Here is a 16,157-nt window from a genome sequence, read left to right as displayed (position 1 = left end):
TATTTGGAATTACTACCAAAACCAACTTAAAATGCGATACTTATTAGGGTTCATAGCCTGTAGTCTTTTTGTACTCAGCACCCTTAAAGCCCAAAGCCCTAAAAATAGTTCAGCAACCGACATTTATCATTCCATTGAAAAATTAAATTTTCTTGGTACGGCACTTTATATAGCTGCCCATCCAGACGATGAAAATACGCGTCTAATTTCTTATTTATCTAATAATGTAAAGGCTAGAACAGGGTATTTATCATTAACTAGAGGTGATGGAGGTCAAAATTTAATAGGACCGGAATTACGAGAACTTTTAGGAGTTTTAAGAACACAAGAATTACTTGCCGCAAGACGAGTAGATGGTGGTGAGCAATTTTTTAGTCGCGCTAATGATTTTGGGTACTCTAAACAACCTAGTGAAACACTTGAAATCTGGAATAAAGAAGCTATTTTAGGAGATGTAGTTAGAACGATACGAAAGTTTAAGCCAGATGTAATTATCAATAGATTTGACCATAGAACTCCTGGATCTACACACGGTCACCACACCTCTTCAGCAATGTTGAGTTTTGAAGCTTTTGACCTTGCCAATAATGCTAACGCGTATCCAGAACAATTAAAAAATACTAGTACTTGGCAACCCAAACGTTTATTTTTCAATACGTCTTGGTGGTTCTACGGAAGTGAAGAAAAATTTAAAGAGGCAGATAAATCCAACATGTTACATATGGATGTTGGTACCTACTACCCAATGCTAGGTATGTCTAACAATGAAATTGCTTCTTTGGCAAGCAGTCAACATTTATGTCAAGGATTTGGCAGACTAACTTCTAGAGGAACAGAAGATGAATATGTGGAGCTTTTAAAGGGTGATTTACCAAATGATAAATCTAATTTATTTGACGGCATAGATACATCTTGGTCAAGAATTGATGGCGGTAAAGCTATAGGTGAAATTTTGTATGATATTCAAGAGAATTTTAATTTCAAAAACCCTACAACTCATATTCCGGCATTATTAGAAGCTTACCAATTATTACAAAAGTCAACTGATGAACATTGGAAAGAGCTTAAAACCGATGAGATAACGACAATTATTGCTTCTATATCAGGTCTATATTTAGAAGCCTCTACCATGTCACCTTATACAAACGCAGGAGAAATTGTAGATGTTCAAATTCAGGCATTGAACAGAAGTGATATCGATATTAAATTGAAATCTTTATTCTTAAACGAACAAAGTATAAATATAGGTAACGTTGTTTTAAACAATAATAAATCATTAGAAAAGAAAGTAAAACTTACCATTCCAACAACCACAAAATTCACTAGTCCTTATTGGTTAATGGAAAAGGGCACATTAGGTACTTATACGGTAACCAATACAGAATTAATAGGTAAACCAGAAACACCTAAAGCTTTCAATGCAATTTTTAATATTGAAATTAATGGTATAGCCATTCCCATTGTTAAGCCTGTAATGTACAAATATGCAAAACCTGAAAAAGGAGAAATACATCAACCTTTTGAAATTGTTCCTGAGGCTACCGCAAGTTTTGCAGATAAAGTATTAATCTTTGCAAATGCATCCTCAAAAAGAATTCCAGTTACCATTAAGGCTCATAAAGACAGTATTTCTGGTACTATTGAATTAAAATACGAATCTAGTTGGCAAGTGGACAAAAAATCGCAACCATTTACAATAGCTAAGAAAGGTGATGAGCAAACAGTATTTTTTACATTGAGTCCGCCAGCAACCGAAAATGAAAGCAGCATCTCCCCTATTATAAGATTAAATGGAAATGAAATTAACAAGGAGCTGGTAACTATTGAATATGATCATGTGCCCACCCAAACAGTCCTATTACCATCAGAGGCAAAAGTTGTTCGTCTAAACATTGAAAAAGCTGGAGAAAATATTGGCTATATAATGGGTGCTGGCGATGAAGTACCTACAAGTTTAGAACAAATAGGATATAATGTTCAACTAATTGACCCTACAACTATTACAAAAGAATCATTACAAAAATATGATGCTGTTGTTTTAGGTATTAGAGCTTATAATGTTATAGATGAATTAAAATTTAAACAACGATTTATTCTTGATTACGCAAAAAATGGTGGTACAGTAATTGTGCAATACAATACAGCCAGTAGATGGGGTAATCAATTTGAAAATATTGCTCCGTTCAAATTAGAGATATCAAGAGACCGTGTTACTAACGAAAATTCTAATGTTGAAATAATCGCAAAAGAACATTCGTTAGTAAATTTTCCAAACAAAATAGATCAAGCTGATTTTAATGGTTGGGTACAAGAGCGCGGATTGTATTTTCCGAATAAATGGGCAGACGAATTTACTCCGGTTTTAGAGATGCACGATGAGGGAGAAGATTCAACAAAAGGTAGCTTGTTAATTGCCCCTTACGGAAAGGGTAACTATATTTATACAGGACTAAGTTTTTTCAGAGAATTACCGGTTGGCGTGCCAGGAGCATATAAATTGTTTTCAAATATGCTATCTATAGGTAAGGACAAAGTGGAAAAGAAAGAGAAAATTAAAGGATGAGCAAAGCACGGGACGAAAATAAAACTTGGAAAAAAGAGTATAGCATTGTGCTTATACTCAACCTCATATATGTTCTTATTTTTTATTACGTAATGACCTCATTTAATTAATATGGAAGGATTAGACTGGATTATTCTTGCCGGCACACTTCTCTTCATTGTAGTCTACGGTGTATGGAAAACCAAAGGAAGTAAAAACGTAAATGATTACGTACGTGGTGGTAATGACTCTAAATGGTGGACAATAGGTTTATCAGTAATGGCCACCCAAGCCAGTGCAATTACTTTTTTATCTACACCAGGCCAAGCTTTTCACGATGGTATGGGCTTCGTACAGTTCTATTTTGGACTACCCTTTGCCATGATTATCATCTGTATGGTATTTGTTCCTTTATACCATAAAATGAAGGTTTACACCGCCTATGAGTTTCTTGAAGGCAGGTTTGATCTTAAAACTCGTTCTTTAGCTGCAGTGCTATTTTTAATCCAAAGAGGTTTAGCTGCAGGTATTACCATATTTGCTCCTTCTATAATTTTATCTGCAGTATTGGGTTGGGACTTACGTACATTAAATATTATAATAGGCACACTAGTAATTATCTATACAGTATCTGGTGGTACAAAAGCTGTTAGCGTTACGCAAAAGCAGCAAATGTTCATTATCATGACTGGTATGTTCATTACCTTTTTCTTTATTTTAGGGTATTTACCATCAGACATTACATTTAGCAAAGCGATGAAAATTGCTGGGGCCAGTAATAAATTAGAAATATTAAATTTTGATTTAGATACTTCAAGCAGATATACTTTTTGGAGTGGAATTACAGGTGGTCTCTTCTTATTTCTTGCTTACTTCGGTACCGATCAAAGTCAGGTGCAACGTTATTTATCCGGTAAATCTGTAAGAGAAAGTCAGTTAGGTCTTATTTTTAATGCCATTTTAAAAATACCGATGCAATTCTTTATTTTATTGGTAGGTGTAATGGTATTTGTTTTTTATCAATATAATCCGTCTCCATTAAATTTTAATCCATCTGCCACACAAGCAGTAATGGAATCAAGCTATGCAGAAGATTATAAATTATTACAAGAAGGCCAAGTTGCACTTGAGGCAGAGAAAAGAATTGCACAGAATAAGTTCTCTGCTGCATTAGAGATAAAAGAGTTCACAGCCGTTGAGGATGCCAAAAAACAAATAATAAGAATTAATCAAAAAGATAGTACTAATCGTGTAGCTGCAAAATCACTAATTAGTCAAGCAAACAAAACTGTCGAAACTAACGATAAAGATTATGTATTCATTCACTTTATACTCCATAATTTACCCACTGGTTTAGTGGGTCTTTTACTAGCTGTTATTTTATCTGCCGCAATGTCATCTACTGCTTCAGAACTAAATGCATTAGGTACTATTACCGCATTAGACTTATATAAGCGAAATAGACAAAATACTGCATTAAGCGAAGAGCATTATGTAAAGGCCTCTAAATTCTTCACCTTAATTTGGGGAATAGTTGCTATATTAATTGCTTGTGTAGCCAATCTTTTCGATAATTTAATTCAGTTGGTAAATATTATCGGTAGTATCTTTTACGGTAATGTGTTAGGTATTTTTCTTATTGCATTCTTCTTTAAGTTTATAAAAGGAAATGCTGTATTCTTCGCAGCAGTAGTAACACAAGTTATAATATGTATTATTTATTACTACTTAATTCATATTTATCCTTCTGGTCAAGAAAAACTAGGTTATTTATGGCTTAACTTTTTTGGTGCTGCCTTTGTCATTTCAATATCCTTTATATTTGAAGCCTTTGACAGAATGCTTAAAAAACCCTTACCATCAGCTTAAGAAATTAGGCACATTTTAAAATATTCAATGGTACATAAAAAAATTGTAACTTATTTTGAAGAGCATTACAGTAAATCTCCCACCCTTATAAAAGCACCGGGAAGAATTAATTTAATTGGTGAGCATACAGACTATAATGAAGGATTAGTATTACCGGCATCTATTGAAAAAGGTATTTATTTTGCTGTCTCTGGAAATGACCTTAACAGCATACGGATTGAAACGTTTTTAACACAACCGGAGAAAATAGAATTTCAACTTAATAGTCACCATAATCCTTTTAATTCTTTTTGGGGAAATTATTTTAAAGCAATCATAGAGATTTTGGTATCTAAGGATTATCCGCTAAAAGGCATGGATTGTGTTTTTGGTGGAGATATTCCTATTGGATCGGGCCTTTCCTCATCCGCGGCACTTTGCTGTGGTTTTATCTATGCGATTACCAAAGTATCAGGTAAAAGTATTTCTAGAGAAAAAATAGCATTAATTGCCCAAGAAGCTGAACATAAAATTGGACTTAATTGTGGTTTAATGGACCAATATGCAGTTCTCTTTGGTAAAAAAGGAAATGCATTTTTACTAGATTGTAAAGACTTAAGTCATAATTATATTCCCATTAACCTTAATGGCTATAGTTGGGTACTTGTAAACTCTAATATAAAACATAATTTGGCTGTTGATTCAGAGTACAACAAACGACGAATTTCTTGTGAAAATATCGTTAAAGGAGTTCAAAAAAGTAGACCTGAAATTAAATCGTTACGAGACGTTACTTTAGTAGATCTAAACAGTTTAGTTAATGTTTCTAATAGTATTGATATTAAGCGGGCAAAGTATGTCATCGAAGAAAATGACCGTGTTCGCCAAATGATTAAAGTCTTAACTTTGGGTGATGCATTAGCGGTTGGTGAGATTCTAAGAAAGGGGCATTGGGCCATGTCTATAGAATATGAAATAACTACTACGGAATTAGATACGTTGGTAAAAATAGGTGAAGGATTAGAAGGTGTATTAGGCTCTAGAATGATGGGCGGTGGCTTTGGTGGTTGCACTATAAACCTCGTACAAACAGATACGCTAGATGAAAGTATTAATTCTTTACTTCAACAATATAAGGACCAAACCGGTATTGATGCTGAATATTATCCTTTGTCCATAGATGACGGTGTCAAGGTTTTCGAATAAAGATTAAATTATAATTCATAAAAAAGTCCGTGCTTTAAAACACGGACTTTTTAAATTTTATAAAAGGTTTTTCTTATTTAGAACCCCACTCTTTTAATGAATCGTTATTCATTTTAATGTAATCGTTGTTACCAGCTGCAGTAGCTCCTGCCAATGATTTCTTTGCAGCTTCTATAGCTCCCTTTTTATCACCAGCTTTAGCCAATATTAAAGACTGTTGTCTTAGTTGCCAGAATGCAGGCTTTTCAGTCATCGACATTGCTTTGCCCATCCATTCTTTAGCTTTATTGATATCTTTTCCCTCGCTTGAGTAATAAACAGCTGCAGCGTAGTAATCCTCAGCAGACGGACCGCTTAAAACTTTATCAATACTACTCATAACAGTAGCATCTGTAGGTACAGAGAAAGGTATTGCAACATAAGTGTTTTCCCAAATAATACCAATATTTGCGCCATTTCCTGTTACATCATCAAAAGTGATCGTAAACGTCTCAACAGGCATTTCAATATTATGAACAGTTGCAGATAACTGAGCAACTACTTTACTATCGTCCCAATTACTTGGAGTACCACCACCAACAATATCTGTATAGATGTAAACCTCCCATTTAGAAGCACCTGGTTTAGTGAATATAGAATATGTTCCTGCTTTCACATCTTTTCCTGCAATAGTTACATCAGTATCAAATGTTACTAAAGTATAACCATTAGCTCCTGTACGCCATAATTTGTCAAAAGGAACCAAATTACCAAACACTTTTCTACCTCTCATAGAAGGTCTAGAATAGTCTATGCTTACTTCTGTTAAACCTACTGTCTGCATTAATTTTGCAGAAGGACTTGGGGCAGGGGTATTTATTTGAGCTTCAACAGTTAAGGAAGCTACAATTGCCAATAAAAAGAGTACTACTTTGTTCATAATTATTTTGCTAATTAGTTTATAATCGCAAAACTACTTATAAAGGAGGGCTAGAAATGTTAACAAAATCTTAAATACGTGACTGCTTTTTTAATAAACCGCAAATGAAGTTGCCACTACACCATCTTCAAGATATAATGCCAAATAATAAATAGAAGATTCTAGAGGATGAGTGATAATACCTTTCTTTCCTATTTCACCAGAATTTTCCCAAATCTGTCTTCCCGATAAATCATAAATTATTTGACCGAATACAGTCTTTTCTGTAGCTATTGAATAATAATATTGATTTGATGTATTGTCTCTATAGATTATAACTTTATCTTCTACATCATCATTTTCCGGCAGTTCTGGTTCAGAAGGATTTTCCTCATTTTCAGGTTCTTCTGGAGTTTCAGGTTCCTCCGGATTCTCAGGTTCTTCAGGAATTTCCGGTTCTTCTGTAACAACATCTGGGATTTGAAATGAAAATAATCTTGAAGGCGATTCAATTGTAGGGGTTTGTCTAGAATAATATTCCGAAGAAAAGAAATAAGAAGAAGAACTCGTTTGTGTTAAACCTTCTGCCTGTATAAAATTAAGACCAAGTGATTGCTGTATAAATCCATCAAAAACTGAATTTAAATTTAAACTTTCAATAATACCAACAAACGGACTTAAGATAGAAGAATACCCAATAACAACTAGCCTATTAGTTTCTAGGTCATAAGATGCTTCGGTTATTAAGCCTACATTTTCTACGGCTCCTACTCTACTAGCTACATATGTTCCTGGTAATTTAGGAAACTCATAGGCTACAGAACCTAAGCTTTTCCATTGCTTTGTTAAAATTATGATACTTCCATCAACAACAAAAAATGCTTCTGCATCCCAATCACTATTTCCATTATTTTCTAAGTTTTGTTGATCCTCATATGAAAAATTAATAGTAGTAGCAGTAACTATATCGGAATTTAAGTAATCGTCTTTCAAAACTCTATGTACAGCCAAATCAGTTCTAATGCCTACATTGTTACCAAAATCACCTATATAAATATAATTCTCATCTTGAGAAATAGCCTCCCAATCAATATTAGAAACATTAGAAATCGTTACTCTTCTTTCAATAGTAAGTGATAATGTATCTAACTCATATAATACAGCCGCATTACCAGAATCGTTATGTGTTATTAGATTTCCATTAAAATAAATTAAACCAGAAGTTTCAAATATTTCATCAGGTAAATTACCTACAGTTTGCACATTCTCTTGAGCGGTTGAATACGCTGAGTAAATGAACAATATAATAGTAGCTATGTATTGATAGAAAATTTTCATTGTTGCAAAATAAACTAGAATAAAGTTAATCCCTTGTATTTAAGAGACCTAAATTCAATTTAATCGATAAAGTTAATTTTTAACCCATTAAAAAAGTATTTTTAATAATGTTTAACTATTTTTGAATATTGTTAGACAAATAAGGAATTCATCCATGTCCAAATTAAGTATATGAAATTATATCAACTACATTCTAAGCAAGCGTTACCTATTTCTAAGGAAGAAGCTTGGAATTTTTTATCGGATCCTGCTAATTTAAAAGTTATTACCCCTAAACATATGGGTTTTAATATACTTTCAGGTGCAGATAGAGAAATGTTTCCAGGACAAATAATTCAATATAAGGTATCACCATTTCCTGGGTATACCACCAAATGGGTTACAGAAATAACCCACGTTAAACATGGTAGTTACTTTGTTGACGAACAGCGATTTGGTCCTTACGCTCTATGGCATCACAAACATTTTATTAACGAAATAGACGAAGGTGTTATAATGGAAGATATTATTGATTATAAAATTCCTTTTGGTTTACTAGGACAACTAGCCCACCCACTAATAGTAAAAAAACAATTAATGGAAATATTTAAGTTTAGGGAACAAAAGTTAAAAGAGCTATTTGGGACTGTAAACAATATTCCAAATCAACTTCAACTTAAATCATTTTAAATGAAAAATATACTTTTAATTGGCGGTTCTCATGGTATCGGTCTTTCTATTGTTAAAGAATTACAAGATACTCACCATCTTTATGTTGCCTCCCGCACAGATGAATCATTAGATCACGAAAATATTACACATCTTAATTTTGATGCAACTACCGATAGTTTAGATATTTCTGAATTACCGGAAACTTTAGACGGTTTTGTATACTGCCCAGGTAGTATTAATTTAAAACCTTTTAAAATGATGTCATTAGAAACTATAAAAGAAGATATGCAACTTAATTTCTTTGCTATGGTTAATGTAGTAAAAGAAATAATATCTAAAATGAATGAAGGTTCTAGTATGGTCTTTTTTAGCACAGTAGCTGTTGGTACGGGTATGCCCTTTCATACTAGTGTAGCTGCTGCAAAAGGTGCAATTGAGGGTTTTGCAAAATCATTGGCTGCAGAATATGCGCCTAGAGTTCGGGTAAATGTTGTGGCCCCTTCATTAGTAGATACACCCTTAGCAAAAAGACTATTAAATAATGATAAAAAGAGAGAATTAATGAGTGATCGCCACCCACTAAAAAGAGTTGGTAATGCTGAAGATATTGCTAACACCGCAGTTTTTCTATTGAGTGACAAGAGTAGTTGGATGACTGGGCAAATAATTGGAGTAGATGGCGGACTTTCAACTTTAAACGTAAACTAAATGTCAAAAAAAATATCAATCTTTTGGTTTAGAAGAGATTTAAGGCTCGATGATAATGTTGGTTTTTTAGAAGCATTAAAAGGAGATTATCCAGTACTTCCAATTTTCATTTTTGACGAAGAAATACTTTCAAAACTACCTGAAGATGATGCACGAGTAACTTTTATTCACGATACTTTGCAGACAATGCGTAATGAGTTGCAAAAAGAACACAACAGCTCTTTGGCAATGTATTATGGTAAACCCATGGATATTCTTAAAAATCTGACTGAAGAGTATGAAGTTATGTCATTGTATACCAATAGGGACTACGAGCCATATGCTAAAGAAAGAGATGAAAAAGTTTCAGAATTTTTAAACGAAAATAATATAGAATTTAAAACATTCAAAGATCAAGTTATTTTCGAAAAATCTGAAATTGTAAAAGGTGACGGTGATCCTTACGTGGTGTATACTCCTTATAAAAATAAATGGCAAGAGCAATTTGATGCTGACCAAGATTTAAAAATTCATTACACAAGTCAGTACTTATCCAACCTGATATCCAATTCTCGTTTACCTAATTTATCACTTAATATTATTGGTTTTAAGAAATCGGATATTGAGATTCCCGATTATGATGTAACCCCTACGTTAATTGATAATTATGAGGATACCCGCAATTTTCCAGCCAAGGAAAATGGTACCTCACATTTAGGTCCTCATTTACGTTTTGGAACCGTATCTGTTCGTAAAATGATGAAAAAAGCAATAGCAGAGAACAATAAGGTTTTTTGGAGCGAATTAATATGGCGAGAGTTTTTCATGACCATCTTATATCATTTTCCACATACTGTAGATAATGCTTTTAGAGCTAAATATGATCGCATTGAGTGGCGTAATAATGAGGCTGAATTTGAAAAATGGAAAAAAGGTGAAACAGGCTATCTTCTAGTAGATGCCGGCATGCGACAATTAAATGCAACGGGATACATGCATAATCGTGTACGTATGTTAGTTGCAAGTTTTCTTTGCAAACACCTTTTAATTGATTGGCGATGGGGAGAAACTTATTTTGCCGAAAAATTATTGGATTATGAAATGAGTTCTAATGTTGGAAATTGGCAATGGGCAGCTGGAAGCGGCGTTGATGCAGCTCCATATTTTAGAATTTTCAATCCAATGACTCAAGTTGATAAATTTGATAAGGATAAAAAATATATAAAAACTTGGATTTCAGGATACGGCACTGACGACTATCCAGAAAAAATGGTAGACCATAAAATGGCTAGAGAACGGTGTTTAGAAACCTATAAAGATGCGGTAAGTTAATTTTACTTAGATAATTGACGCTCTAGTTCTTTTTGGTTTACTACTCTCCTCTTAAGCATATTTACATATTGTAAAGCCTCTTTGGTTTCGTAATCTGTATATGCTCTAGATGCAAATTCTATAGCCTTAGTTAGATTCCCGTTAATTTCATTGCTAATAGCCATGTTATAATTTGCTCTACCAGCTATTTTAGCTTTGCTATTATTTAATTCTGAATTCCATAAATCTGCTGCGCCATCCCAGTCACCTGCTTGTGCTCTTCTTTTTGCAATTTCAAAATTATCACTGCCCTTAACAAAATAGTCCCTAGCGATACGTATTTTTTCCGGTCTAGTAAAAAGGGCATAGTTAGCCCCTAACTTAGAGCTAGTACTTAAAACAGCTTCTTTTCTACCAACGACCGCTTCTAATGCCTTAACAGGATTTATACCTTCACCCATAGAAAATAACCTATCGTTAGAAACATACTCATCAACAATAGTTCTGTTTAAAGGATCATATATTCTCCATCCATTTTTAATCGTCGTGTTCAATTTTATTCTATGCCCAGGCACGTTAGCCTTAATTCCTAAATTATTAGGAATATTAACCATTGTCATTTCATAGTCAGCAGCAGTATCCGTATCATAAAATTCAAGGGAAAAAATAACATCAACGCCATTTTCCTTGCACAAACGATCAACAATTTCCCATGAAAGTTCTGCTGGAAAAACACTTAATCCTTTAGCAACATCTTTTTGGTTATCAATAATTTTCACAGCATCAAATTGGTTACCGCGTTCAAGTTCATACTTAAGACCCGAAATAGCATTCTTCGCTCCCTCTTTATCCAAATTAAGTCCTTCTAAAGATAAAATCTTATCGATATCATCTAACACTTTATTCTTTTCTGAAGCACTACTTCGGTTGATAACACCCACATTTACAACATCATTGGGAATAGATATTTGAGCTGGCTGTGTAATACCCATAGTCATTCTATTAGTTGAACTACAGGCTACCATTGAAAAAAATATAGCTGTCACGGATAATTTAAACACTAAATTTTTCATAATTCTAAATTTTTAAAACGAGGTAATTTGATAATTAACGAAAAATGCGTCATTAAATTATATAATATGTATGTGAATGCTGCTTAAATAAGCATATCTAAAATATTGAAGTATAATATTATTAAACTCTTATATTATGAAATATGGTAATGAAATAGCAAATTAAAACCATGAATTTAAATTGGTATATTTACTTAGAACTTGTAATAACCAATACCAAACTAAAATGAAAAAAACGTTTTTAATGGCGCTATGCTTATGCATGAGTGCATCTGTTTTTTCTCAGAAAATGAGTAAGGACAAAAACCAACTTATTTCTTCTATAGAAAAACACAAAGAAGAACTTATTAAAATAAGTGATTCTATTTGGGCACTTGCCGAAACTGCATTTGACGAAACCGAATCTTCTAGAATTTTGGCTGATTACGCAGAAAAGAACGGTTTAACCGTAACTAGAGGCGTTGCAGATATACCAACTGCATTTACCGCTACTTATGGCTCTGGAAGTCCTGTAATAAGTATTCTAGGTGAATTTGATGCACTACCTGGTATATCGCAAAAAACATCTCCTGTTAAAGAGCCATTTAAAGAAGGTGCTGCAGGTCATGGTTGTGGACATAACATGTTTGGTACAGCAAGTCTTGGATCTGCCATTGCCATAAAAGAATTAATGGATGCCGGTAAAATTAAAGGAACAGTAAAGTTCTTAGGTACACCTGCTGAAGAAAAATATTTTGCTAAAGTATGGATGGTAAAAGCTGGACTTTGGGATGATGTTGATGTAAATGTTAGCTGGCACCCGTCTGCAGGTATAGAAGCAGATGTTCAAAGTGGTTTATCATTAATTGATTTCGTGGTAGAATTTTATGGTCAAGCGGCACATGCATCTATGGATCCATGGAACGGTCGTAGTGCATCAGATGCTTTAGAGTTATACACTACAGGCATCAACTACTACAGAGAACACATCTTACCAACTTCAAGAATACACTACCATATACAAGATGGTGGGCAAGTTGTAAATGTTGTACCAGATTATGCAAAACTTTGGGTTCGTGTTAGAGATCCTAAAAGATCAAAGATGTTACCAACATACGAGCGAGTAAAAGCAATGGCAGAAGGTGCCGCTATTATGGCAAATGTCGATTACAAAATCTCATTGGTTTCTGGTATATATGAAACTTTGGTAAACCGTTCTGGTGGAGAAATTATGCAGAACAATCTTGAGTTATTGGGACCAATCACCTATACTGAAGAGGAAACAATTTTTGGTAAGGCTATTCAAAAAGCTACCGGTAAGCCTGAAGTTGGTTTAGATGGAACTGTTCACCCTTTAAAGGAAACAGAAGAAAATCCAGGTGGCGGTTCTACTGATGTAGGAGATGTAAGTTGGAATGTTCCTAACATAAACTTAGGTGTTTCAGTTGCACCTACAGGTACACCTTGGCATTCTTGGGCAGTTGTTGCTTGTGGCGGCATGTCTATAGGGCATAAAGGTATGATACACGCATCTAAAGCAATGGGTATGACGATGTTAGATTTATTTCAAAATCCGAAATTGGTTACCAAAGTTAAAGAAGAATTTAAAACACGTAAGGGTGATGAAGTCTATGAGCCAATGATCGATGGTCCACCACCATTAGATGGTGAATAACTTACAATTAAAAAGAAGCTATCTTAACAGATAGCTTCTTTCATTTTTAAGTAACTTGAACACTTAAACTTATACCATTTCAATGAAAAAAATTATCGTTTTACTTCTTTTTATTTCAGGACCGTTTTTGTCTGCGCAATCTTTCGATTTTCAATACGACCATTATTCGGTCATCGTTAAAGACTTAGACAAGGTTGGTGCTTTTTACAAAGACATTTTAAATTTAAAAGAAATTCCGCATCCCTCTGCACCTTCTGGTTTTAAGTGGTTTGTTATTCAAGGAAATTCACAATTACATTTAATAGGAAAAGATAGTGTAGCCATGAAACATAGTAAAAGCGTACACTTATGTTTAGCTACACAAAAATTAGATGAACTAATTGCTTCGTTAGAAGAAAAAAAGATAACCTATTGGGACTGGCCAGGCAAAGAGAATTCAGTAACTCTGAGAGCTGACGGAGTCCGTCAGATTTACTTAAAAGACCCGGAAAACAATTGGGTTGAAATTAACAATGCAGTTCATTAAACCATCACCTAGTTCAATAATCATATGAAAAGTATCATAAAAAATGTTTTTCAGTTAGGTTTCCCCTGGCAAACTCAAGATCCTTTTTTATTCTGTGTATATCATTTAGATAAATATCCTAAAGGAAATGGGGAATTAGGTCCTGATGATTCTTTAGAAGGAAGAAATTTGGGAAATGATTTTACTATTAAAGATGGTTATAGAATGTACCATGGTACAACTATACCAGGATTTCCTGCACACCCACATCGTGGATTCGAAACTATCACTGTAGTAAACAAAGGATTCTGTGATCATTCAGATTCATTAGGTGCAGCAGGTCGTTTTGGAGAAGGAGATGTACAATGGATGACCGCTGGTAGCGGTGTTCAACATTCCGAAATGTTTCCGCTAGTACATACCGATAAAGAAAATACGCTAGAGCTTTTTCAAATATGGCTTAATCTACCTAGAAAAAGTAAATTCGTTGACCCACATTTTAAAATGTTATGGCATGAAGATATTCCATTTATTAAGTATGAAAATGGAACTATTAAAGTTATTGCAGGTAGCTTCAATTCAACACAGGCACAAAGTCCAGCGCCCGATTCATGGGCAGCTGATGATGAAAACGATGTTGCTATTTGGAACATAAAAATTAACGCAACCGGCACTATTAATTTACCAAAAGCTCAAAAAAACACTATACGAACAATTTATTTTTATGAGGGAGAAACCATAGAAATTGCTGGTGAGTCAATACAGCCAAATCATGGAATTGAAGTTGATTCAACAAATGAGATCACTCTAAAAGCTATAGGCTCTAATGCTCATCTTTTAGTTCTACAAGGAAAACCAATAAATGAACCTGTAGCTAAATATGGACCTTTCGTTATGAATACGGATGAGGAATTACAAAAGGCCATGGAAGAATTTAGATTGACACAATTTGGTGGATGGCCGTGGCGATACCCAGACCAAACACATGAAAACGAACGAGGTAGATTTGCTAAATATCCCGACGGAACAATAGTAGAAAAATAGTTTCAAAATAGAACTTAAATAAAAACTCCATAATTAGATTGGTATCTAATTATGGAGTTTTTTATATCGTGTAAATAAATACTTAAATCCTTGTAATTTTAGCACCTATGGCACGTAGTCTTTCGTCTATATTCTCGTACCCACGATCTATCTGTTCAATATTATGAATAGTAGAAGTCCCTTTCGCCGATAAAGCAGCAATTAATAATGAAACACCTGCTCTAATATCTGGTGATGTCATTGTAGTAGCTTTTAGAGTAGACTGAAAATCATGACCAATTACCGTAGCTCTGTGCGGGTCGCACAAAATTACTTTTGCTCCCATGTCCAACAACTTATCTACGAAGAATAAGCGGCTTTCAAACATCTTTTGATGAATTAGAACTTCTCCCCTCGATTGTGTTGCCACTACTAAAATAATACTCAATAAATCAGGAGTTAATCCTGGCCAAGGAGCATCTGCAATGGTCAAAATAGAACCATCTATATAATTTTGTATTTCGTATCCGTCTTTGTGAGCAGGAATATAAATATCATCACCTTTTCTTTCTAATGTGATACCTAACTTGCCGAACACTGTTGGTATTTGACCCAAGTCATCCCAACTAACGTCTTTAATCGTCAATTCACTTTTGGTCATTGCAGCTAAACCTATCCAGCTACCAATTTCAATCATATCAGGTAACATACGGTGATCCGTACCACCTAATTTATCTACACCATCAATAACTAAAAGATTAGAACCAACCCCTGAAATTTTGGCGCCCATTCTATTCAACATTTTACATAACTGTTGTAAATAAGGCTCGCATGCAGCATTGTATATTGTTGTCTGGCCTTCCGCTAATACAGCGGCCATAACTATGTTGGCAGTCCCTGTTACAGAAGCCTCATCTAACAACATATAAGTACCTTTTAACTTATCTGCCTCTACACCATAGAAATACTCTTCTCTGTTGTAACGAAATTTAGCACCAAGTTTTATAAAGCCTTCAAAATGAGTATCTAAACGTCTACGACCAATTTTATCTCCACCTGGCTTAGGTATATATCCTTTGCCAAAACGTGCCAATAAAGGTCCTACAAGCATAATTGAGCCCCGCAGACCTCTACCATCTTGTTTAAATTGATCAGACTGTAGATAATCTAAATTTATATCGTCTGCCTTAAATGTATATGAACCCTTACCTTTTTTCTGGATTTTTACGCCTAAATCCTCTAAAAGAGCTATAAGCTTATTTACATCAACAATATCAGGAATATTATTGATGGTTACCTTTTCGTCTGTAAGTAGTACTGCGCAAAGTATTTGAAGTGCTTCGTTCTTTGCTCCTTGAGGGGTTATTTCACCAGATAACTGATGCCCTCCTTCAATTTTGAATGTCCCCATCTAGAGAAGT

At 34.2% G+C, this 16,157-nt stretch carries 13 protein-coding genes; 9 read left to right on the top strand and 4 right to left on the bottom strand.

All coding sequences use genetic code 11. The annotated features are described in order from the left end of the window. Positions 1 to 31 precede the first annotated feature (31 nt). The 3 genes from BM296_RS16120 to galK all read left to right on the top strand — a co-directional run bounded on the left by BM296_RS16120 (position 32) and on the right by galK (position 5,596). Positions 32 to 2,563 (top strand): PIG-L family deacetylase, encoded by a 2,532-nt coding sequence (locus tag BM296_RS16120; protein ID WP_091904493.1) that lies wholly within the window; start codon positions 32 to 34, stop codon positions 2,561 to 2,563. 111 nt (positions 2,564 to 2,674) lie between these two features. Then, on the top strand, positions 2,675 to 4,411 hold the full coding sequence (locus BM296_RS16115) for a sodium:solute symporter family protein (RefSeq protein ID WP_091904491.1): 1,737 nt from the start codon (positions 2,675 to 2,677) through the stop codon (positions 4,409 to 4,411). Between the two features lie 27 nt (positions 4,412 to 4,438). Next, complete coding sequence (gene galK, locus BM296_RS16110) at positions 4,439 to 5,596, top strand: galactokinase (protein WP_091904489.1); 1,158 nt, start codon at positions 4,439 to 4,441, stop codon at positions 5,594 to 5,596. Positions 5,597 to 5,669: 73 nt separating this feature from the next. On the opposite strand, the gene BM296_RS16105 is transcribed toward galK, so the two are convergent. Together BM296_RS16105 and BM296_RS16100 are read right to left on the bottom strand one after the other, a co-directional pair. Further along, entirely contained in the window at positions 5,670 to 6,515 is an 846-nt protein-coding gene (locus BM296_RS16105; protein ID WP_091904487.1) for a DUF2911 domain-containing protein, read from the bottom strand. A gap of 90 nt (positions 6,516 to 6,605) precedes the next feature. Next, positions 6,606 to 7,832: a YjiK family protein gene (locus BM296_RS16100; RefSeq protein WP_091904485.1), complete on the bottom strand. Its 1,227-nt coding sequence runs from the start codon at positions 7,830 to 7,832 to the stop codon at positions 6,606 to 6,608. Positions 7,833 to 8,003: 171 nt separating this feature from the next. Between BM296_RS16100 and BM296_RS16095 the strand changes: the two genes are divergently transcribed. From BM296_RS16095 to BM296_RS16085, 3 genes are read left to right on the top strand one after another with little or no spacing between them, the layout of a single operon-like run. Continuing rightward, positions 8,004 to 8,501 carry an SRPBCC family protein gene (locus BM296_RS16095; RefSeq protein WP_091904483.1) on the top strand — a complete coding sequence of 166 codons (498 nt, stop codon included), beginning with the start codon at positions 8,004 to 8,006 and terminating at the stop codon, positions 8,499 to 8,501. After that, positions 8,502 to 9,191 (top strand): SDR family NAD(P)-dependent oxidoreductase, encoded by a 690-nt coding sequence (locus tag BM296_RS16090; protein WP_091904481.1) that lies wholly within the window; start codon positions 8,502 to 8,504, stop codon positions 9,189 to 9,191. Further along, on the top strand, positions 9,192 to 10,502 hold the full coding sequence (locus tag BM296_RS16085) for a cryptochrome/photolyase family protein (RefSeq protein WP_091904479.1): 1,311 nt from the start codon (positions 9,192 to 9,194) through the stop codon (positions 10,500 to 10,502). It begins immediately after the preceding gene. Positions 10,503 to 10,504: 2 nt separating this feature from the next. On the opposite strand, the gene BM296_RS16080 is transcribed toward BM296_RS16085, so the two are convergent. Further along, positions 10,505 to 11,554 carry a DUF6340 family protein gene (locus BM296_RS16080; protein WP_091904477.1) on the bottom strand — a complete coding sequence of 350 codons (1,050 nt, stop codon included), beginning with the start codon at positions 11,552 to 11,554 and terminating at the stop codon, positions 10,505 to 10,507. Positions 11,555 to 11,780: 226 nt separating this feature from the next. Here BM296_RS16080 and BM296_RS16075 point away from each other — a divergent pair, with 226 nt between their 5' ends. The 3 genes from BM296_RS16075 to BM296_RS16065 all read left to right on the top strand — a co-directional run bounded on the left by BM296_RS16075 (position 11,781) and on the right by BM296_RS16065 (position 14,757). After that, positions 11,781 to 13,208: an amidohydrolase gene (locus BM296_RS16075; protein ID WP_091904475.1), complete on the top strand. Its 1,428-nt coding sequence runs from the start codon at positions 11,781 to 11,783 to the stop codon at positions 13,206 to 13,208. An 82-nt stretch (positions 13,209 to 13,290) separates the two neighbouring features. Beyond that, entirely contained in the window at positions 13,291 to 13,734 is a 444-nt protein-coding gene (locus BM296_RS16070; RefSeq protein ID WP_027066843.1) for a VOC family protein, read from the top strand. 24 nt (positions 13,735 to 13,758) lie between these two features. Continuing rightward, on the top strand, positions 13,759 to 14,757 hold the full coding sequence (locus BM296_RS16065) for a pirin family protein (RefSeq protein WP_091904473.1): 999 nt from the start codon (positions 13,759 to 13,761) through the stop codon (positions 14,755 to 14,757). An 82-nt stretch (positions 14,758 to 14,839) separates the two neighbouring features. Here the strand turns inward: BM296_RS16065 and murA are convergent, their stop codons facing one another. Continuing rightward, positions 14,840 to 16,147, bottom strand: a complete 1,308-nt coding sequence (gene murA, locus BM296_RS16060; RefSeq protein WP_027066841.1) for a UDP-N-acetylglucosamine 1-carboxyvinyltransferase — start codon at positions 16,145 to 16,147, stop codon at positions 14,840 to 14,842. Between the last annotated feature and the right edge of the window lie 10 nt (positions 16,148 to 16,157).

Origin of the sequence: Maribacter stanieri, from assembly GCF_900112245.1 — a bacterium.
Classification (GTDB): domain Bacteria; phylum Bacteroidota; class Bacteroidia; order Flavobacteriales; family Flavobacteriaceae; genus Maribacter; species Maribacter stanieri.
This window is presented reverse-complemented; position numbering and strand designations above follow the sequence as displayed.

What these genes read in the sequence shown, in the direction of transcription:
- murA (WP_027066841.1), bottom strand. Translation starts at nt 16,147, where the DNA reads ATGGGGACATTCAAAATTGAAGGAGGGCATCAGTTATCTGGTGAAATA.
- BM296_RS16115 (WP_091904491.1), top strand. Translation starts at nt 2,675, where the DNA reads ATGGAAGGATTAGACTGGATTATTCTTGCCGGCACACTTCTCTTCATT.
- BM296_RS16095 (WP_091904483.1), top strand. Translation starts at nt 8,004, where the DNA reads ATGAAATTATATCAACTACATTCTAAGCAAGCGTTACCTATTTCTAAG.
- BM296_RS16090 (WP_091904481.1), top strand. Translation starts at nt 8,502, where the DNA reads ATGAAAAATATACTTTTAATTGGCGGTTCTCATGGTATCGGTCTTTCT.
- BM296_RS16085 (WP_091904479.1), top strand. Translation starts at nt 9,192, where the DNA reads ATGTCAAAAAAAATATCAATCTTTTGGTTTAGAAGAGATTTAAGGCTC.
- BM296_RS16120 (WP_091904493.1), top strand. Translation starts at nt 32, where the DNA reads ATGCGATACTTATTAGGGTTCATAGCCTGTAGTCTTTTTGTACTCAGC.
- BM296_RS16080 (WP_091904477.1), bottom strand. Translation starts at nt 11,554, where the DNA reads ATGAAAAATTTAGTGTTTAAATTATCCGTGACAGCTATATTTTTTTCA.
- BM296_RS16105 (WP_091904487.1), bottom strand. Translation starts at nt 6,515, where the DNA reads ATGAACAAAGTAGTACTCTTTTTATTGGCAATTGTAGCTTCCTTAACT.
- galK (WP_091904489.1), top strand. Translation starts at nt 4,439, where the DNA reads ATGGTACATAAAAAAATTGTAACTTATTTTGAAGAGCATTACAGTAAA.
- BM296_RS16070 (WP_027066843.1), top strand. Translation starts at nt 13,291, where the DNA reads ATGAAAAAAATTATCGTTTTACTTCTTTTTATTTCAGGACCGTTTTTG.
- BM296_RS16100 (WP_091904485.1), bottom strand. Translation starts at nt 7,832, where the DNA reads ATGAAAATTTTCTATCAATACATAGCTACTATTATATTGTTCATTTAC.
- BM296_RS16065 (WP_091904473.1), top strand. Translation starts at nt 13,759, where the DNA reads ATGAAAAGTATCATAAAAAATGTTTTTCAGTTAGGTTTCCCCTGGCAA.
- BM296_RS16075 (WP_091904475.1), top strand. Translation starts at nt 11,781, where the DNA reads ATGAAAAAAACGTTTTTAATGGCGCTATGCTTATGCATGAGTGCATCT.